The 17,085-nt window shown below is 62.4% G+C and carries 19 protein-coding genes; 11 read left to right on the plus strand and 8 right to left on the minus strand.

Features of this window, described 5'->3' with window-relative positions:
- The first annotated feature begins 179 nt into the window (after positions 1–179).
- Together LU688_RS23290 and LU688_RS23295 are read left to right on the plus strand one after the other, a co-directional pair.
- The gene (locus LU688_RS23290; protein ID WP_038706800.1) at positions 180–1,358 is read left to right on the plus strand and encodes an acetyl-CoA C-acetyltransferase; all 1,179 of its coding nucleotides are present in this window, start codon (positions 180–182) and stop codon (positions 1,356–1,358) included.
- A 445-nt stretch (positions 1,359–1,803) separates the two neighbouring features.
- Positions 1,804–2,691 (plus strand): hypothetical protein, encoded by an 888-nt coding sequence (locus LU688_RS23295; protein WP_023631032.1) that lies wholly within the window; start codon positions 1,804–1,806, stop codon positions 2,689–2,691.
- 68 nt (positions 2,692–2,759) lie between these two features.
- Here the strand turns inward: LU688_RS23295 and LU688_RS23300 are convergent, their stop codons facing one another.
- A complete protein-coding gene (locus tag LU688_RS23300) occupies positions 2,760–3,467 on the minus strand; it encodes an SDR family oxidoreductase (protein ID WP_104444920.1) in 708 nt (235 codons plus the stop codon).
- 76 nt (positions 3,468–3,543) lie between these two features.
- Here LU688_RS23300 and LU688_RS23305 point away from each other — a divergent pair, with 76 nt between their 5' ends.
- On the plus strand, positions 3,544–4,500 hold the full coding sequence (locus tag LU688_RS23305) for an arsenic resistance protein (RefSeq protein ID WP_160290922.1): 957 nt from the start codon (positions 3,544–3,546) through the stop codon (positions 4,498–4,500).
- Here LU688_RS23305 and LU688_RS23310 read toward each other — a convergent pair.
- The gene (locus tag LU688_RS23310) at positions 4,497–5,015 is read right to left on the minus strand and encodes a histidine phosphatase family protein (RefSeq protein WP_023632629.1); all 519 of its coding nucleotides are present in this window, start codon (positions 5,013–5,015) and stop codon (positions 4,497–4,499) included. The genes LU688_RS23305 and LU688_RS23310 overlap by 4 nt on opposite strands.
- A gap of 64 nt (positions 5,016–5,079) precedes the next feature.
- On the minus strand, positions 5,080–7,383 hold the full coding sequence (gene metE / locus LU688_RS23315; protein ID WP_160290921.1) for a 5-methyltetrahydropteroyltriglutamate--homocysteine S-methyltransferase: 2,304 nt from the start codon (positions 7,381–7,383) through the stop codon (positions 5,080–5,082).
- 237 nt (positions 7,384–7,620) lie between these two features.
- Here metE and LU688_RS23320 point away from each other — a divergent pair, with 237 nt between their 5' ends.
- The 4 genes from LU688_RS23320 to LU688_RS23335 all read left to right on the plus strand — a co-directional run bounded on the left by LU688_RS23320 (position 7,621) and on the right by LU688_RS23335 (position 10,236).
- On the plus strand, positions 7,621–9,108 hold the full coding sequence (locus tag LU688_RS23320) for a methylenetetrahydrofolate reductase C-terminal domain-containing protein (RefSeq protein ID WP_160290920.1): 1,488 nt from the start codon (positions 7,621–7,623) through the stop codon (positions 9,106–9,108).
- 91 nt (positions 9,109–9,199) lie between these two features.
- Positions 9,200–9,439, plus strand: a complete 240-nt coding sequence (locus tag LU688_RS23325; RefSeq protein WP_023629499.1) for a type II toxin-antitoxin system RelB/DinJ family antitoxin — start codon at positions 9,200–9,202, stop codon at positions 9,437–9,439.
- Positions 9,429–9,719, plus strand: coding sequence for a type II toxin-antitoxin system RelE family toxin (locus LU688_RS23330; protein ID WP_023629498.1), 291 nt, complete (start codon positions 9,429–9,431; stop codon positions 9,717–9,719). The genes LU688_RS23325 and LU688_RS23330 overlap by 11 nt, the downstream gene beginning before the upstream one ends.
- Before the next feature lie 235 nt (positions 9,720–9,954).
- Positions 9,955–10,236: a Phd-YefM gene (locus LU688_RS23335; RefSeq protein ID WP_023629497.1), complete on the plus strand. Its 282-nt coding sequence runs from the start codon at positions 9,955–9,957 to the stop codon at positions 10,234–10,236.
- Positions 10,237–10,262: 26 nt separating this feature from the next.
- Here the strand turns inward: LU688_RS23335 and LU688_RS23340 are convergent, their stop codons facing one another.
- The 3 genes from LU688_RS23340 to LU688_RS23350 are packed head-to-tail and all read right to left on the minus strand — an operon-like array spanning position 10,263 to position 12,483.
- Entirely contained in the window at positions 10,263–10,415 is a 153-nt protein-coding gene (locus tag LU688_RS23340; RefSeq protein ID WP_158659585.1) for a hypothetical protein, read from the minus strand.
- Positions 10,416–10,469: 54 nt separating this feature from the next.
- Positions 10,470–11,678 carry a PAS domain-containing sensor histidine kinase gene (locus tag LU688_RS23345; RefSeq protein ID WP_201754976.1) on the minus strand — a complete coding sequence of 403 codons (1,209 nt, stop codon included), beginning with the start codon at positions 11,676–11,678 and terminating at the stop codon, positions 10,470–10,472.
- Positions 11,671–12,483 (minus strand): alpha/beta fold hydrolase, encoded by an 813-nt coding sequence (locus LU688_RS23350; RefSeq protein ID WP_160290919.1) that lies wholly within the window; start codon positions 12,481–12,483, stop codon positions 11,671–11,673. Before LU688_RS23350 ends, LU688_RS23345 begins: the two co-directional genes overlap by 8 nt.
- 464 nt (positions 12,484–12,947) lie before the next feature.
- On the opposite strand from LU688_RS23350, the gene LU688_RS23355 reads away from it, so the two are divergent.
- From LU688_RS23355 to LU688_RS23370, 4 genes are all read left to right on the plus strand, one after another.
- Positions 12,948–13,727: a MarR family transcriptional regulator gene (locus LU688_RS23355; protein ID WP_160290918.1), complete on the plus strand. Its 780-nt coding sequence runs from the start codon at positions 12,948–12,950 to the stop codon at positions 13,725–13,727.
- Positions 13,728–14,429, plus strand: coding sequence for a hypothetical protein (locus LU688_RS23360; protein ID WP_094011755.1), 702 nt, complete (start codon positions 13,728–13,730; stop codon positions 14,427–14,429).
- The gene (locus LU688_RS23365) at positions 14,426–15,097 is read left to right on the plus strand and encodes a serine/threonine protein phosphatase (protein WP_094011756.1); all 672 of its coding nucleotides are present in this window, start codon (positions 14,426–14,428) and stop codon (positions 15,095–15,097) included. Before LU688_RS23360 ends, LU688_RS23365 begins: the two co-directional genes overlap by 4 nt.
- A gap of 121 nt (positions 15,098–15,218) precedes the next feature.
- The gene (locus LU688_RS23370; protein ID WP_094011757.1) at positions 15,219–15,815 is read left to right on the plus strand and encodes a transglycosylase SLT domain-containing protein; all 597 of its coding nucleotides are present in this window, start codon (positions 15,219–15,221) and stop codon (positions 15,813–15,815) included.
- 143 nt (positions 15,816–15,958) lie between these two features.
- On the opposite strand, the gene LU688_RS23375 is transcribed toward LU688_RS23370, so the two are convergent.
- Together LU688_RS23375 and LU688_RS23380 are read right to left on the minus strand one after the other, a co-directional pair.
- A complete protein-coding gene (locus tag LU688_RS23375) occupies positions 15,959–16,189 on the minus strand; it encodes a hypothetical protein (protein ID WP_160290917.1) in 231 nt (76 codons plus the stop codon).
- Entirely contained in the window at positions 16,182–16,322 is a 141-nt protein-coding gene (locus LU688_RS23380) for a hypothetical protein (RefSeq protein ID WP_160290916.1), read from the minus strand. The genes LU688_RS23375 and LU688_RS23380 overlap by 8 nt, the downstream gene beginning before the upstream one ends.
- Between the last annotated feature and the right edge of the window lie 763 nt (positions 16,323–17,085).

Here is a 17,085-nt window from a genome sequence, read left to right on the forward strand (position 1 = left end):
GCCGTCATGCAGCCCCACGCTCATCGGAGTGGCCAAGCCTTGGCGAGTCCGAATGAGGGCATGCCGGCACGCCGATCATTCATTTGAATTTCAGATCAATGGCAAAGAAAAACAAACTTCTCAAATAAGCCCCGGGCGCGGATGCTGTGACGATCACGCTCGTATCCTGGAGAACAACAATGAACGAAGTCGTCATCGTCGCCGCCACCCGCACTGCCATCGGCAGTTTCCAGGGGGCCCTGGCCAACGTGTCCGCCGTGGAACTGGGCGCCGCGGTGATCCGCCAGCTGCTGGCCCAGACCCAGCTGGACCCGGCGCAGGTCGACGAAGTGATCCTCGGCCAGGTGCTCACCGCCGGTGCCGGGCAAAACCCCGCCCGCCAGGCCGCCGTCAAGGCTGGCCTGCCTTATGAAGTACCGGCCCTGACCCTGAACAAGGTCTGCGGCTCGGGCCTCAAGGCCCTGCACCTGGCCGCCCAGGCCATCCGCTGCGGCGACGCCGAGGTGGTGATCGCCGGTGGCCAGGAGAGCATGAGCCTGGCGCCTTATGTAATGCCCTCGGCACGCACCGGCCAGCGCATGGGCCACGGCCAGCTGGTCGACAGCATGATCAGCGACGGCCTGTGGGACGCCTTCAACGATTACCACATGGGCATTACTGCCGAGAATCTGGTGGACAAGTACGGCCTGAGCCGCGAGCAGCAGGATGCCTTCGCCGCCGAGTCGCAGCGCAAGGCCGTGACCGCCATCGAGGCTGGCCGCTTCAAGGACGAGATCACCCCGATCCACATCCCGCAGAAAAAAGGCGAGCCGCTGGTGTTCGACACCGACGAGCAGCCACGCCCTGGCACCAGCGCCGAGTCCCTGGGCAAACTGCGCGCCGCGTTCAAGAAAGACGGCAGCGTCACCGCTGGCAACGCCTCGAGCCTGAACGACGGCGCCGCCGCCGTGCTGCTGATGAGCGCCGCCAAGGCCAAGACCCTGGGCCTGCCGGTTCTGGCCAAGGTCGCCGCCTACGCCAGCGCCGGGGTGGACCCGGCGATCATGGGCATCGGCCCGGTGTCGGCAACCCGGCGCTGCCTGGACAAGGCCGGCTGGCAGCTCGCCGACCTGGACCTGATCGAAGCCAACGAAGCCTTCGCCGCCCAGGCCCTGGCGGTGGGCAAGCAGCTGGAATGGGATGCGGCGAAGGTCAACGTCAATGGCGGCGCCATTGCCCTGGGCCACCCGATCGGCGCGTCGGGCTGCCGGGTGCTGGTGACCCTGCTGCACGAGATGATCAAGCGCGATGCCAAGAAAGGGTTGGCGACGCTATGCATCGGCGGCGGCCAAGGTGTAGCCCTGGCAATCGAGCGCTGACCGACGGCTCTTGGGGCTGCCTTGCAGCCCATCGTCGGCAAGCCAACTCCCACCCCGGCCACACTGCCCGATAGTCGTGCGCTGTTGCGGTGGGAGCCGGCCCGCTGGCGATGGACCGCAGAAGCGGCCCCGAAGATCTGTTGCCCACCATGAACAATCGCCATACAGAAGCACTAGTTGCAATTAATAGTGCAGCTCGAAATAACTCATAAAATAAAAAAATATCTTCAAATGAGCACTTAAAGTCTCATCAACTTAACGGCTCACGATAAGCAGCTGCGCCATTAATTCGAATACGCTCACCAACGCACACTGCTTTCCGACTGTTACCAAAACGACACTTTGACACTTTCAAGGTGCCCTCTAGCCTATGTCAGGCACTCCATGAACTGCTTAAGTTCAAGTGCAATCGAACCTATAATTAAATCTGCTAAAGGGATTTGACATGCACGCTCCAGGAGCAATTCCATCGGAAAAAGAAAGCGCCCACGCCTGGCTGACGGAAACCAAGGCGAATGCAAAATCCACGGCGCTGCGCGGCAACATTTTCGCGCAGGACTATAACCGCCAACTGCTCACGGCGACTGGCCAATCCATGCGCAGCGGCGCGGATGCCATCAACCCCTTCTTCAGCCCGGCCAAGGGCACGGCGACCGGCAGCTATGCCAAGGATGCGGACGCCAATGTCAGCCCCGGCAGCGCACCAGTGAGCATCTACGAAGGCCTGCAGACGGCCATCGACATTGCCCGCCGACGCTCCGGCTACAACCCACTGGACCAGCCGACCGACCAAAAGCCAAAGTCCGCCGGTGACCGTGAGCACTTCATCGCCTTCACCCAGCAGATCGCGGAAATCCCCTTCCTTTCCCTGCTGGCAGCGCAAGTCACGCAGATCCAGCAAAAAAGCCATGACGCCAACGCGCTGGTCGACTCATTCGTCAAAGGCTTCATCGGCCTGAAGAACCAGGATGTCGAGCAGATCAAACAGTCCCTGAGCAGCCTGGTGAATGCGGCACTGTCCTATTCCGAGCAGACCGAGCGCCAGTCGAACTTCAACCAGAACATCCTGCAAACCGGCGACAGCGGCTCGGTAAACTTCATGCTGTACGCCAGCGAGTTCACCATCAAGGCATCCAGCCATAAGGGCACCATTACCTTCCAATCGTCGTACACCTTGTCCCAGGCGATCTACCAGCTGTCGGTGGAAAGCTGGAACAACGTCAAGGACGTGTTCTCCAAACAGCAGAAGACCGATACCCAGCAATGGCTCGGCGATACCACCACGCAAGTGCGCGAAGGCTCCAAACTGCGGGCGATCTGCCTGGTCAGCTGAGGCCCATGCCCGGGCCCGACGGGGTTCTCCTGTCGGGCCTTTTCAGCATCGGCGCGCGCCCTCGCAGCTCAAAAGCGCTCGTCGCGCAGCGCCGGCAAGGTGATGTCGCGCACATAGCTGGCCGAGGACAGGCTGAGCATCATCCGACACACCTGCACCACATCGTGCAACGGTATCAGCGAGCCCTCGCCCCGTCGTTCGGCCTCGGCCAGCGGCACGTCCAGGCCATCCTCGGTGTTCAGGTAGCCCAGGTTCAGGCAACTCACCCCCAGGCCTTGCTCGCGAAAGCCTTCACGCAGGCTTTCGGCGATGCCGCGCAAGCCGAACTTGCTGGCACCAAAGGTCACCTCCGGGCGACCACTACCCGGCAGGCCGGAGGTGGAGCCGGTGAGGATGATTCGTGGTCGGGCACTCTGCAGCAGCAGCGGCAGCAGGCGCTTGATCAGCAGCAGCGGCGCGGTGATGTTGGTGTCGACCATGCGCTCGATCTGCCCTTCGTCATCCTCAAGAAAGCTGTAGTTCTCCTCGAAGGCCCGCGCCTCCCAGATGCCGACGTTGTACACCAGCACGTCCAGTCCAGCGTCGGACACCGCCTCCTGGATGATCGCTGCGGCCTGGCGCGGCTGGCCGAGGTCGGCCTCGATCCACTGCGCCGCGCCCGGCAACGCTGCCGGCCTGCTGCGCGACACACCTATCAGCGTATCGCCTTGCCCACCCAGGCCCTGCACCAGCGCCTGGCCCAATCCCTTGCTTGCACCGACCACTAGAATTCGCATCGAATCACTCCCTATGGACTGCGCCGGATAGTACCCTGCCTGCCCCAGTAATCCAGTCGGAAATGCCAGGCCGCCCGTGAACAGAGAGCAACTCGAGCAAAACCAGATCCCCCTTTACTTCGTCGCCGTGGCGCTGGCCGCCGTGCTCGGCCTGCTCGTACCCAGCGCCGCCAGCGTGCTCGAAGCGCTGGTGACTCCGGCCATCGCCGTGCTGATGTACGCGATGTTCCTGCAGATCCCCTTCCTCGACCTGCGCGCAGGGCTTGGCAACCGGCGCTTCATGGGCGCGCTGCTGCTGGCCAACTTCGTGCTGGTGCCGCTGCTGGTCTGGGCTGGAACCCGGGGGCTGGTCGAGCAACCCGCCGTGCTGGTCGGCGCCCTGCTGGTGCTGCTGACGCCGTGTATCGACTATGTGGTGGTGTTCACCCACCTCGGCAAGGGCGACGCGCGCCTGACCCTGGCCGCCACGCCCGTACTGTTGCTGGTGCAACTGGCGATGCTGCCGCTGTACCTGGCGTTAATGCTCGGCGGCGTCGGCCATGTGGAGATTTCCGTGGCGCCATTTGTCGAGGCCTTCGTGCTGCTGATCGCGCTGCCACTGCTGCTGGCCGTCGCCACCAGCGCCGGGGCGCGGCGCTCTGCAGTGGTTTCGAAGTGGAACGATGCCTGGGCCTGGCTGCCGGTGCCGGCCATGGCCCTGGTGCTGATCGCGGTGATCGGCTCGCAGATCGGCGTGGTCGCCAGCCGGCTGGACGACCTGCTGCCGGTGGTGCCGGTGTATGTCGCCTTCGCTGTGCTGGCGCCGCTGCTTGGGTGGTTTGTGGCGCGCCTGTTCAGGTTGTCCACAGGCGAGGCCCGGGCGGTGACCTTCAGCGCCGCCACGCGCAACTCGCTGGTGGTGCTGCCGTTGGCGTTGGCGCTGCCTGAGTCGATCCGGGCATTGGCAGCGGCGGCGGTGATTACCCAGACGCTGGTCGAGCTGGTCAGCGAGCTGGTCTACGTTCGCGTCGTGCCGGCGTTGGTGCGCCGCTAGGCCAGTCGCACCCGCCACTGACCGTAATGGCTGAACCGCACATTGGCCAGGGGCTGCACATCTATGCGGTGGAAGGATTGCACAGGCGCGCCCAGCGCATGCAGCATTGCGGCGCGGATGACGAAGGGGTGGGTGACGGCGATCCATTCGCCCTCGCCCAGGGCGCTGTCCATCCAGTGAGCAACACGCCCGCACAGGGCGGCCAGCGATTCGCCGCCGTGAGGTGTGGCATGGGGGTCACTCAGCCATGCCTGCAACTCGGCCTCATCCAGATGCTTGAGCAGCTGACCTTTCCAGGTGCCCAGGTCGCAATCGCGCAGCCCCTCATCAACCGTCGCCCTCAGGCCCTCGGCTGTTTGCCGGGCACGCAGCTCAGGTGCGCTGAGGTAGCGGACCGCCGGTTCAGGCACAAGCGACGGCAATTCCAGCAAAGGCTCGCCATCCTGGGCGAAGCGCCCCACCCTTTGCGCCTCGGTGCGGGCGTGGCAGATCAGGGTGAGGTGGATGGGCTTCATGGCAGGGCTTCGGCAGGAATGTCCGGGCACTCTAGCCGAAGTCCGGGGAACATGCGCGATGAGGTCAGGCCGAAGCGCGCAACTCGCGGGCAGCGGCGACCATGTTCACCAACGCCGCCTCGGTTTCCGGCCAGCCACGGGTCTTCAAGCCGCAATCCGGGTTCACCCACAACCGCTCGGCCGGAATCCGCTGGGCAGCCTTGCGCAGTAGCTTGACCATCTCTTCCCTGGCGGGCACCCGCGGTGAGTGGATGTCGTACACGCCCGGACCGATCTCGTTCGGGTAAGCGAACTGCTCGAACGCCTCCAGCAGTTCCATGTCCGAACGCGAGGTCTCGATGGTGATCACATCCGCATCCATCGCCGCGATCGACTCGATCACATCGTTGAACTCGCTGTAGCACATGTGGGTGTGGATCTGCGTCTCGTCCCGCACACCCGAGGCACACAGGCGAAACGCCTCGGTGGCCCACTCCAGGTAGCGCGGCCAGGCACTGCGGCGCAGCGGCAGGCCCTCGCGGAAAGCGGCTTCGTCGATCTGCACGATCTTGATGCCGGCGGCCTCCAGATCCAACACCTCGTCACGCAGCGCCAGCGCCAGCTGCTGTGCCTGCACCTCGCGGCTCACGTCCTCGCGAGGGAACGACCACATCAGCATGGTCACCGGGCCGGTGAGCATGCCCTTCATCACCTTGCGGGTAAGGCCCTGGGCGTAGGTGATCCAGGCCACGGTCATCGCCTTCGGGCGACTCAGGTCACCGAAGATCACCGCCGGCTTCACGCAACGCGAACCGTAGCTCTGTACCCAGCCGAAACGGGTGAACATGTAGCCGTCCAGTTGCTCAGCGAAGTACTCGACCATGTCGTTGCGCTCGGCCTCGCCGTGCACCAGCACATCCAGACCGAGGTTTTCCTGGATCTCAACCGCATGGCGAATCTCGCTGTGCATGGCCTCGATATAGTCGGCCTCGGTCAGCGTGCCCTGCTTGAACGCCTGGCGCGCCAGGCGGATGGCCGCGGTCTGCGGGAACGAACCGATGGTGGTGGTCGGAAACGCCGGCAGGTTCAGCCCGGCGCGCTGCTTGGCGATGCGCTGCTCGAAAGCGGTGGCGCGCTGGCTGTCGGTTGGCTTGATCGCGGCGACGCGGGCCTGCACCGCCGGCTTGTGAATCCGTGGCGAGGTGGCGCGGCTGTGCTGCACGGCGCGGCTCTGCGCCAGCGCCGCCAGCACCTCGTCGCCCTCGGGCTGGTTCAGTGCCTTGGCCAGCACCGCCACTTCCTGGCACTTCTGCACGGCGAACGCCAGCCAGCTTTTCAGCTCGTCATCGAGCTGGTCTTCACGGGCCAGGTCCACCGGGCTGTGCAGCAGCGAGCACGACGGCGCCACCCAAAGGCGCTCGCCCAGGCGCTCATGGGCATGGCGCAGCACCTCCAGCGCCTTGTCCAGATCGCAGCGCCAGACGTTGCGGCCGTTGACCACGCCCAGCGACAGCACCTTGTAGGCCGGCAGACGGTCGAGGATGGTCGGGTACTGGTCCGGGGCACGCACCAGGTCGATGTGCAGGCCATCGACCGGCAGGTTGGCGGCCAGGCCGAGGTTGTCTTCGAGACCGCCGAAGTAGGTGGCGATCAGTTTTTTCAGCGGGGCGCGCTGGAGGATGTTGTAGACCCGCTCGTAGGCGTTCTTCCAGTCCTGCGGCAGGTCGAGGGCGAGGATCGGCTCGTCGATCTGCACCCACTCCACGCCCTGCACCGCCAGGCGGTTGAAGATCTGGTCATACAGCGGCAGCAGGCGGTCGAGCAGGTCGAGCTTGTCGAAGTCGGCGCCCTTGGCCTTGCCCAGCCACAAATAGGTCAACGGGCCGATCACCACCGGCTTGACCGCATGGCCCAGGGCCCTGGCCTCCTCGACCTCCTCGAACAGCTGCTCCCAGCTCAGGGCGAATTGCTGGTCGGCGCTGAACTCGGGGACCAGGTAGTGGTAGTTGGTGTCGAACCACTTGGTCATCTCCTGGGCGTGGGCACCACCGCAGCAGCTGTCGCTTCGGTCCGTCGCCACGGCGCCTCGGGCCATGGCGAACAGGGTCTGCAGGGTCGGCTTGGCAGCGTCCTTGGCACGGAAGCGTTCGGGGATCACGCCAAAGGTCAGCGAGTGGGTTAGCACCTGGTCGTACCAGGCGAAGTCGCCGACCGGCAGCAGGTCGATGCCGGCGTCCTTCTGCACCTGCCAGTGGGCCGCACGCAGCTCACGGCCCACAGCGCGCAGGCCAGCTTCGTTCAGCTCGCCCTGCCAGAACGCTTCCTGGGCTTTCTTCAACTCACGGTCGCGGCCGATGCGTGGGAAACCCAGGTTGTGTGCCAGTGCCATGTCGTGGTCCCTCGATCTTCTTAAAATGAATGAGGGAGATTCTGGGCTGCGGTTTAATGTGAGACAAACTCATTAAATTTGAGATGAACTCAAGATTTTCTCATAGTGCCTTAGCCATGCCGTCGGCCAGGCATCGCAAATGTCTCAATCAACATACTCCCCCGCGCAATCAGACATGCCCCAGCCGCCCACCTGTCGCACACTGCCACCCTGCCCCAACCCGGTAGCCCACACCCCATGAGCCTGTTGAAAACGACCCTGGACGCCAACGCCTTCGCCTGCATCCTGGAGTTCGTGCCCAAGCCCAGCGCCGAGCGTTTCGCCACCCTCGACACCCTCATGGCCCGCACCCAGCTGTGCGGCTGGCCGCTGACCGTGGCCATCGGCGACCGCGTCGGCAGCGCCCTGGACATGTCGCCGCTGGACGCCTTCAACAGCCTGGCCGAGCCCGTCCCCGCCCTGCTGCACTTCTCAGGCAAGGACCGCGAGCGCCATGAACTCCTGGCGCAATTGCAGCGCATGGACGCCGCCGGCCTCGACCAACTGCTGCTGCTCACCGGCGACCGCCTGCCCGGCCACGTCCCGGGCGAGCGCCCGGTGCGCTACCTCGAATCCGTCGCCGCCCTGCAGATCGTCCGCCAGGCCCGCCCGCACTGGCTGCTGGCCGCCGCGCTCAACCCGTTCAAGTACCAGGAGGCCGAAGGCGGCGCGCAGTACAGCAAGGCTGAAAAGAAACTCACCGCCGGGGCCGACCTGTTCATCCTGCAGCTCGGTTTCGATATCGATAAGCATCAGGAAGCCTTCAACTGGATGCAGCGCCAGCCCCGGCCCAAGCCGCTGATGGCCTGCATCATGGCGCTGACCGAGGGCCGTGCCGGGATGCTCGGGCATGTCGCCGGGGTGACCGTCACGCCGTCGATGCGCGCACTGCTGGCCGCCGAGGCAGCGGTTTCCAAGACTTACGCCAAGGAACGCGCCAACCAGCGCCTGGCCTTGCAGGTGATCGGCCTGAAATTGATGGGCTATGCCGGGGTGCACTTGTCCGGCATCCACGAGGTGGCGCAGTTCGAGGCACTGGAGCAGGCCATCGAGATGCTGCAACCGCAGTTCAGCTCACTGCAGGACTGGACCCCGGCCTGGGAAGCAGCCTGGCAGGCACCTGGCCTGACGCCGGTCACCTTCCATCCACCCGGACACGCCTGGCGCCTCGGGCAGCGGCAGATCACCGCGTCCAACAAGGAAAAGGTTCGCTATCACCTGCTGTCGGCGATGCACCACCAGTTGTTCAGCCGCACCACCGCCTTGAGCAAGGCCTTCGGCTGGGCCGTGACCCGGCCGCTATGGGCCAACCCCACGGCAGCGCAGTGGCTGCACCAGCTGGAACGGCGTATCAAACGGCCGATGGTGGGCTGCGATACCTGTGGCAGTTGCCGGCTGGAGGACACGCTGTATATCTGCCCCGAGACCTGCCCCAAGGGGCTGGCAAACGGGCCGTGCGGCGGCACCAGCCTGGATCGTTGCGAGTTCGGCGATCGGGAATGCGTGCACAGCGCCAAGTACCGGCTGGCGGTGAGCGTGGGCAGGACCGAGGTATTGCGTGAGCGGCTGATTCCCTGTGTGCAGGTGGAGAACCGGCAGCGTAGTTCGTGGCCGGGGTGGTTCGAAGGGGGCACCTCGAGATCGCCCTCCCTGCAGCCTGACGTCGCTCCGGAGTTCAACGAGTAACACGCTTGTCGGTAATCTCGTTACTACCCTTGCCCAACAAACTGCTTTGCCTCATTGTACAGACCAATGTCATTACAAAGAGGCTGCAAACATGGCGTCCATCAATGTACGTATCGACGACGACCTCAAGGTGCGCGCCTACCGTGAGCTGGAAAAGCTGGGTGTAACCCCCTCCGAGCTGATGCGCCAAGCGCTGCAATATGTTGCTGAGCGCGGGCAACTGCCTTTTAAACCCGTGTTACTGACCGAAGAGGACGAAGCACTGCTCGCCACGGTACGCGAACGCCTGGCCTCGCCGCAGAGGGTGAGGGTAACGCTGGATGACCTATAACCTCGATTTCGATGCGCGCGCACTCAAGGAATGGCAGAAGCTCGGCGACACCATTCGCCAACAGCTAAAGAAGAAGCTGGCAACCGTGTTGCTCAACCCGAGGGTCGAAGCGAACCGTCTGCACGGTTTCCCGGACTGCTACAAGATCAAGCTGCGCAGCAGCGGATATCGATTGGTCTATCAGGTCATCGATCATCAAATCGTGGTGTTTGTGGTCGCCGTGGATAAACGTGAGCGAGATCAGGTTTACCGCAAGGCGGCCGAACGATTGACCGAGTAAATCAAGCCTTCCAGAGGCGAAAGCGCTGGCGCTCTCAAGGACACTATGAAGGTGCTATGAGGGCGCGAGATACATCTCGCAAACGTCCCGATGAGGCCAAGCACTGCCCAAACCGGGACAATAGTCTGCAAGTCCACATAGCTGTCTTCACCATCCGTACCAGCTGTTTGTCATACGTACAGATATGCGCATTGATAAATGCAAATTGAGCGTATGTGACTCCGAGGAACTCCAAATGACCGGCCTACTGACCCGAGCTGAACAGGCAGTGTCCACCACCACCATGGCCCGGGAGTTTGGCGCACGCTTGAAACAAGTGACCAGCACAGACGCCACTCATCTGGTCATATTCAAGGACAACGAACCCGCTGCGGTCCTGATGGGCGTGCAAGCCTACCAGGCCATGCTGGACGAGCTCGCCGACCTGCGTGCCGAACGTCTCACCACCGAGCGCCTGCCCAGCCTCAATGATAAACACACCGTGAGCCTGGAGGAGATGGAGACTCGCTTCAGGTAGAAGCACATGATCTGGACTGTCAGGTTTCATCCCAACAGGAAGACAATCTTCTGTAACTTGGCCGCGCCGAAGCTCAGCGGGTCCTTAAAGTCGTACGCGAGCGCATCGCTCAAGGTGAACCCGATAAGCTCGGTGTGCTGGTGCTCTGTATTGGCGCCAGGCGCGATGACGAGGTGCATGCCGCTGCCAATCGCCGTATATGAGCCCTGCAAGAGCAGGAAGAACGTGGCAGATTACTGTTCCCGTCCATCAACGGCAGCAACAGTGCCAGGCAAAGCCCCCCTGGCCGGCAACCACACGGTGAAGGTAGTGCCATAGATCGCATCCGAACGCATGCCGATCCTGCCGCCATGCGCCTCGACAATCTGCTTGACGATGAACAAGCCCAAGCCCACCGAGCGCAGCGGATCCTCGCGCTCGCTGCCTCGCGTCATCGGCTCGAACAGCGTCGGGATCACCGCTTCAGCAATGGCCGGCCCGTGATTGTGAACGCTCAAGGTCGCGCCTTCGTCCGTCAGGTCGGTGGTCACGGTGATCGGCAAGCCCGGGGCGCCATAGGCCACGCTGTTGGCGACCAGGTTGCCGAGCATCTGCTGCAAGCGGTCCTGGTCCACTTCGAAGGTGCCATGCCCGCGCGAATAATGGCGAATACCGGCCTGGGCGAAGGCCACCCTGAGCTCGCTCACGCACTGGTCCACCGCCTGGCGCAAATCGACCTGCTGACGCGTCACGCGGATGCCCTGCCCTAGCCTGATCGAGGCGAAGTCCAGCAGGTCGACGATCATCCGCTGCGCCCGGTCGGCGGCACTGCCGATGCTGCCCAGCAAGCGCCGGGCCCGGTCGCTGTCGGCATCGCGTTCGAGCAGTTCGGTCGCCATCTTGATGGCCGTCATCGGGTTCTTCAGGTCATGGCTGGCGACCGCGACCATCTGCTCGGCGAGGATGGCGCGGCGCTCGGCGTTTTCATAGGCAGCGGCAAGTTCGGCCTGTGCCCGTTGCAGGGCGGCCTCGGCGCTGACCTTCTGCGCCAGCAGCTCTTCGGCGCGCTGCATGGCCACCAGCGCCGCCCGTTCGTTGCGGTCCCGCTCGCCGGTGCCGAGCAGCGCCAGGTGGTAGCGCACCCCCTCGGCGGTTTCACGCCGCACCCCGTTGAGCAGCATGGCCAGCAGGTGCCCATCGCGATGGCGCAGTTCGAGCTTCACCTCCGACACCGAGCCCTGCAGGTTCATCAACGGCCCCCAGTGCGTGAGCTGGAACGCCCGCCCCGCAGCCGTCAGCAACTGATCGAAACTGCGCGCCTGCAACGCCGCCGGGTCATGTCCCAGCCACTGGCTGAAGGTCTGGTTGCAGCGCAGCACGGTGCCATCCGCGGCCATGACGACCAGCCCGCACGGCGCATGCTCGAACAACGACTCATCGAACAACAAGGCGGCGTCATCCATGGCCGAATCCATGGCCAGCGAAGAACGCATCCATCGCCGCCGCGCAGGCACCCGGGGCACTCAACTGCGGGTAATGGCCCATGTTGTCGATAAGGCTCAGCTGGCTGTCGGGGAGCACGCTGTGCAGGTACTCGCCTACGCCCACCGGCACCACCGGGTCGCCCGTGCATTGCACGATCAGCGTCGGTACCGGCAGGCCGCTGACCTCCTGGCGGTGATCGGAGAGGAAGATGACCCGGGCAAAGTGCCGGGCGATCTGCGCGTCGGTACGGCAAAAACTGCTGGTCAGCTCCGCCTCCAGCAATGGTTGCCCGGGCGTGCCCATCAGCGTCGGGGCCATGGAACTGGACCAGCCGAGGTAGTTGTCATCGAGGGTGGTGAGCAGCGCCTGGATTTCATCCGGCGCAAAGCCACCGGAGTACCCCGCCGAATCGATGTAGCAGGGCGAGCCGCCGATCATCACCAGCCCGGCAAGCCGCCCGGGCCGCTGACGCTCGGCCAGCACGCCGATCATCGCGCTCACCGAGTGCCCGACCACGATCACCGGCCCCTCGGCGTAAGCGTCGATCAGCTCGTTGAGGTCCGTGGCATAGCCCCAGAGCGACGCATATTTTTCCGCCGTGTAGGCCGCAAGGTCGGACTGACCGGCGCCAACCAGGTCGTAGCTGACCACGCGAAAGCGCGTGACCAGATGAGGCAGCAGGCAGCGCCACATCGACTGATCGCAGCCGAAGCCGTGAGACAGGATCAAGGTGGCACTGCCGTTCCCAGCGACGTGCACGTTGTTACGCTTTTGCAGGGTCATTACCTATCCCGATGTCGTGCAACGTTGTGCTGAGCAGTGCCGAGCGGTCCATGCTGCTGGTGAGAATAGTCGAGGCGTGGGGCGGGTGGCTTGGATTGGCCGGCGGGTTGGGGCGGCCAATGAAGCAGCAGTGCGCGGGGCTCGACGTCACGGGCGCACCGGGTGGATCGGGGTTGAACTGGTGGACACCATACGCGATATGGGTGGAAAGAGGGCGGATTTTGCGGGGCATCGCCGCCTTTTGAGTGAAGACGTGTGGGAATCATCCCTCAATTGAAAGGATTGGGACGAATAGGCCCCTTAGGCAAGAGGGCATCTGACCAGGAGTGGATAATCCACAACCAATCTGCCTTTTTGAACACATCCGACCTATGACAAGCCATCCTAGTCTTGACATCTGCAAGCGAACGAAGCTTAAAGTGTCCACGTTTCATGGAATGTGGACAGACGGGATTTTTACTCGAATGAAGAGTCAAGATATTTTGCTCCTGTTCAAGATGGCGAGCCTCTACGCTCAGGAAGAGAATTTGCTCATCGACACAGAGCAGCTCGACCGCGCCATCAAGAGCGCCATGCAGGCGCCTGACTGGGAATACGATCGAACGGGAAGATTTTTGAAGCCAAGCGACGCTGGATATCCCGATACCGATTCGGCGCCAGCACTTTCCTATTCCAGTGCCGCCAAGGAAGCCTATTTGCTTATCACCGGCGGCGAAAGCTGGGAGGGCTGGAGCGATCCAGTCGAACCGGTCGAGGCAGCGCTCTCGTCCTGGAGTGATCGCTACTCTGTCAGGTCGCTTTCAGCATCGCTGGGCCTGAGTAAGAGCGAAGTGTCGAACGCCATGGGCAGATGTCGCGAATCGGGCCTGCTGATCAACGATCATGCTACCGGGCTCCCGAAGGTCAATCGCCGTGAGCTGCTCAAACTTGCCGAGCACGCCTTGAAGTACTTTTTCCCGGTACGACCGGGTGCTTTGGTTCGTGGAATACCGACCGGCTTCGCCGCTCCCGCGTTGAGCCGCAACATCCGCAGTGCTGGGGAAACCCTCTACGTTTGGCCCGACCCACTAGGGGTCGAGCGCGGCCAGCTGATAGAGCCGCTCTACAAAACGGTCCCCCATGCGGTGAAACAGGACCGTACGCTGTACCACTACCTGGCCCTGGTTGATGCAATACGTGTGGGTGGCCCTCGCGAAACCAGTGTCGCGGTAGGCATTCTCAAAGCTGGATTGGGGCTGAAGTAAATGCCCTCCAACGCTGACCACAACCTCGAGCTCCTTGAGTTTGTCGCTCAGGGGCTTGGTCAAGACTTGCTCGATGAAGTCGCATTCGTGGGCGGCTGCACGACGGCCATGCTGGTCACCGATCCGGTGATCATCGATGACATACGCCACACGGTGGACGTCGACCTGGTTATCGAGTTGGCCGGTATCGCTCAATGGGCCCACCTCACAGAACGGCTGGCCGCTAAAAACATAAAATTAACCGGCGAGGATGACGTCAATTGCCGGTTTCGTTTCAACGACGTTATCGTGGATGTAATGCCCACAGCCGCAGAAGTCTTGGGCTACACAAACAGATGGTTTGTCGAAGGCTTGGCTCATTCCGCTACACAACCACTTCCAAGTGGCCTGGAGATAAAAATCTTCAGGGCCCCGTACTTCCTGGCTACCAAACTGGAAGCGTTCAAGGGCCGAGGAAAAAACGACCCTTATCACAAGGATGTAGAAGATATCCTGATCGTCATCGATGGGCGGCCCGAACTGTTGCAGGAACTCAAGGCGGCCGAAGACGAGCTCAGGCAGTACGTTGCCGCCGAGATGACTGAACTGTTGAGCCTGGACGGGATTGACTATGCGGTTCAGAGCAGCAACTCCGTAAGGTCCACCCCGGGCCGGGAACGCCTGGTTTTTCAACGTTTGCATGAACTGGCCGCCTTGAAATGAGGTTCTCGACGAGGTCGTTCAAGGGAACATCGACTGACCTCAACGGCGACTTTGCCGATGCCGTGTTCGACGGCGATAGAGGGTTGATCGTGATTGTCGATGGCACGGCGAAAACAGGGAGCGATCAACTTGCCAGGAGCTTCGTCACCTACGTCATCGATACCTATCAAAAATGGCTATCCGCCGGTGACACTGATACCTCCCCTGCCGCTGCACAGGCGCTATTAGGGAAAGTGCTTTCTGAAATCCATGGCCCACTGTTTCGTGACCACACAGGGACATGCTGCTATCTGGTCGGGGTGATATCGAACGGTTACCTGACCGTGGCGTACGAAGGGGATTGCTCCTGCGGCATTGTCACTGCAGGGACTGTGATCAAATGGCTTACGCCACCTCACTGCTGGGCAAACTGGCAGCGAGACAAAAGCCATGGGGAGCTCGCCGAAGATCCCGCTCGAAACATTGTCACACGCTGCTACAAGGCCAGGACCGCACCACGGCCAGATTTTGTTTCTCTAAAGGTCGAAGCGGGGGAACGATTGGTCTTCGCGACTGACGGGTTCTGGGCGGATCTCGAGGTAGAGCGGCAGGGCTCTGCACTCAATTCAGCGCCCTTTGAAACTGTTGAAATGGATGATGACGTAACTTGGGTAGACGTCTGGGTTTAACGGTTGATGCCAGCCATGGTCCAGGCATCGAGTAATCGCCCGCTGATTCATCTGCGTCTCAAAAGAATGTATAAAGCGTCAGCGCCCTGCGACCCCGACGTCCGCACAAGGAAACTCCTCCATGCTTCGGCTCACCATGCCGGCCCTGCTCCTGGCTGTAGCCGGCTGTGCCACCAAGCCTCCCGCCAACCCCGAGAACCTCTGCGAGATCTTCCGCGAGAAGCCGAAGTGGTACGAGGCGGCGTTGAAGATGCAGGCGCGCTGGGGCGCCCCGGTGCAGGTGCCGATGGCGATGATGTACCAAGAGTCGTCGTTCAAGCACGACGCCCTGCCGCCGCGCTATTACTTCCTCGGCTTCATCCCCTGGGGCCGGGTCAGCACCGCCTACGGCTACGCCCAGGCCAAGGACGAGACCTGGGCCGACTACAAGCGCGAAGCCGGCGGCTGGGGCGCCGCCCGCGACGACTTCGCCGACGCCCTCGACTTCATGGGCTGGTACATGCAGAAGAGCCAGCGGGTGAATGGCGTGTCCAAGTGGGACGCCTATGGCCAGTACCTGAATTACCACGAAGGCTGGGGCGGCTACCGCAACCGTAGTTACGACGGCAAGCCGTGGCTGAAGAACGTGTCGCAGAAGGTGCAGGCGCGGGCTTCGGTGTTTGGGGCGCAGTATCGGAGTTGTGAGCAGGAACTGGCTCGGGGTGGGTGGTTCTGGTAGGCGCTGATTCGGGGGTGATGTAGCACCGGGCGAGCGATGCGTTGCTGACCGGGCACTCTTTGCCAGACGCGATGGTTCAAGTGGAGTCCGCTCAGGACACACCACGCAATAGGGCCGCAAAGCGGCCCCGATGATGCGCAGCATCAGTCTGTAGAAACACCCTCTTCTTTCATTACCTCCAGCTTGCCGAACTGCTCGCTGGCCAAGCGGCTGATGATCCGGATCGCCTGGTGAATACCCGCCGTGTTGCGGAAGCTTAGTTGCGGGTTGTGCTCGCACTCGAGCACCTCGTCATGCTGGACCAGCGCCTCGCCTAGCAGTTCGAGGGTCCAGACGTAGCTTTGCAGGGTAGACATGCGTTCGTGGTCAGTCATGGCGCACCTCGCGGTTGGCGCGGTCGGCGAGGGACTGGCTGTCGATTGGATAGAAGGTCGGGGATGGGGTGGCCGCACGGGTGGGGCGGCGGAGAGCGGATGCGAGGATCCTGTACAGATTTGCGATGAGCATGCATGAGGTCCTTTTCGGTTAAAGCACCACACCATCGTCGCCAAACGAATAGGGTGGCAGCTGTACGCAGGTTGGCGAACCGAGGAAAAGGAACCCGGCAGACCCGAAGGTCTCCCACGCACAGCCGCCATTACACGGAACTGCGGACACAAAAAAAGCGCCTGCAATCGTGATCGGGGCGCCGTTGCGCCTTTTTCGGTCGGGTCGCCAAACCCGGTCGCGGAAATGGCCGCGACGGAGGGAATTTATTCCTTGGGGGCTGCTAAAGCAAGCTTAGGACGGTTGGGAAAAGGCAATGGAGGCTGCGAGAAACTGCCTACATCGTAGAGAGTGGGCAGTGGGCCAGTCGCGAAACAGCGCCGAGCCTCACCACATGAAGCGGAATCGGAGAGAGGCGGAGACAGACGGACGGTTGTTGGTCGTGAGGGCCCGGTTTTCGTGGGGCTGGAATTGGGTGGATTTCTAGCCGTACCTCATAGGGTATCTATAAACAAATCAGCTAGTTATGGCTTTCCGTGGAATCGAATCGGGATTTTTTGGACTCCAGTGAGAACGACGACCACCCGCTTCAAATGCTAAGTGAGGAACGACAGGATCCGTCCGAAAATGGCATAGCGAACCATATACAGCGCTCGTCGATAGAATAACGGCATCGATGGCGGGCCGTAGATGTCAGCGGCCTTAAACCTAGATCGAGAGCGGCCGGAGCCCTGTCGGCATTTTTAACGGATGCCGCTAGCGAACATTCTTCGTACGCTTGCTA

It is taken from the genome of Pseudomonas soli, assembly GCF_021283165.2.
Lineage (GTDB): Bacteria > Pseudomonadota > Gammaproteobacteria > Pseudomonadales > Pseudomonadaceae > Aquipseudomonas > Aquipseudomonas soli.

Bases quoted from the DNA above. Each gene is read 5' to 3' on its own strand.
- LU688_RS23290 (WP_038706800.1), top strand. From the start codon at position 180: ATGAACGAAGTCGTCATCGTCGCCGCCACCCGCACTGCCATCGGCAGT.
- LU688_RS23295 (WP_023631032.1), top strand. From the start codon at position 1,804: ATGCACGCTCCAGGAGCAATTCCATCGGAAAAAGAAAGCGCCCACGCC.
- LU688_RS23300 (WP_104444920.1), bottom strand. From the start codon at position 3,467: ATGCGAATTCTAGTGGTCGGTGCAAGCAAGGGATTGGGCCAGGCGCTG.
- LU688_RS23310 (WP_023632629.1), bottom strand. From the start codon at position 5,015: ATGAAGCCCATCCACCTCACCCTGATCTGCCACGCCCGCACCGAGGCG.
- metE (WP_160290921.1), bottom strand. From the start codon at position 7,383: ATGGCACTGGCACACAACCTGGGTTTCCCACGCATCGGCCGCGACCGT.
- LU688_RS23320 (WP_160290920.1), top strand. From the start codon at position 7,621: ATGAGCCTGTTGAAAACGACCCTGGACGCCAACGCCTTCGCCTGCATC.
- LU688_RS23325 (WP_023629499.1), top strand. From the start codon at position 9,200: ATGGCGTCCATCAATGTACGTATCGACGACGACCTCAAGGTGCGCGCC.
- LU688_RS23330 (WP_023629498.1), top strand. From the start codon at position 9,429: ATGACCTATAACCTCGATTTCGATGCGCGCGCACTCAAGGAATGGCAG.
- LU688_RS23335 (WP_023629497.1), top strand. From the start codon at position 9,955: ATGACCGGCCTACTGACCCGAGCTGAACAGGCAGTGTCCACCACCACC.
- LU688_RS23340 (WP_158659585.1), bottom strand. From the start codon at position 10,415: ATGCACCTCGTCATCGCGCCTGGCGCCAATACAGAGCACCAGCACACC.
- LU688_RS23345 (WP_201754976.1), bottom strand. From the start codon at position 11,678: ATGGATGACGCCGCCTTGTTGTTCGATGAGTCGTTGTTCGAGCATGCG.
- LU688_RS23350 (WP_160290919.1), bottom strand. From the start codon at position 12,483: ATGACCCTGCAAAAGCGTAACAACGTGCACGTCGCTGGGAACGGCAGT.
- LU688_RS23355 (WP_160290918.1), top strand. From the start codon at position 12,948: ATGAAGAGTCAAGATATTTTGCTCCTGTTCAAGATGGCGAGCCTCTAC.
- LU688_RS23360 (WP_094011755.1), top strand. From the start codon at position 13,728: ATGCCCTCCAACGCTGACCACAACCTCGAGCTCCTTGAGTTTGTCGCT.
- LU688_RS23365 (WP_094011756.1), top strand. From the start codon at position 14,426: ATGAGGTTCTCGACGAGGTCGTTCAAGGGAACATCGACTGACCTCAAC.
- LU688_RS23370 (WP_094011757.1), top strand. From the start codon at position 15,219: ATGCTTCGGCTCACCATGCCGGCCCTGCTCCTGGCTGTAGCCGGCTGT.
- LU688_RS23375 (WP_160290917.1), bottom strand. From the start codon at position 16,189: ATGACTGACCACGAACGCATGTCTACCCTGCAAAGCTACGTCTGGACC.
- LU688_RS23380 (WP_160290916.1), bottom strand. From the start codon at position 16,322: ATGCTCATCGCAAATCTGTACAGGATCCTCGCATCCGCTCTCCGCCGC.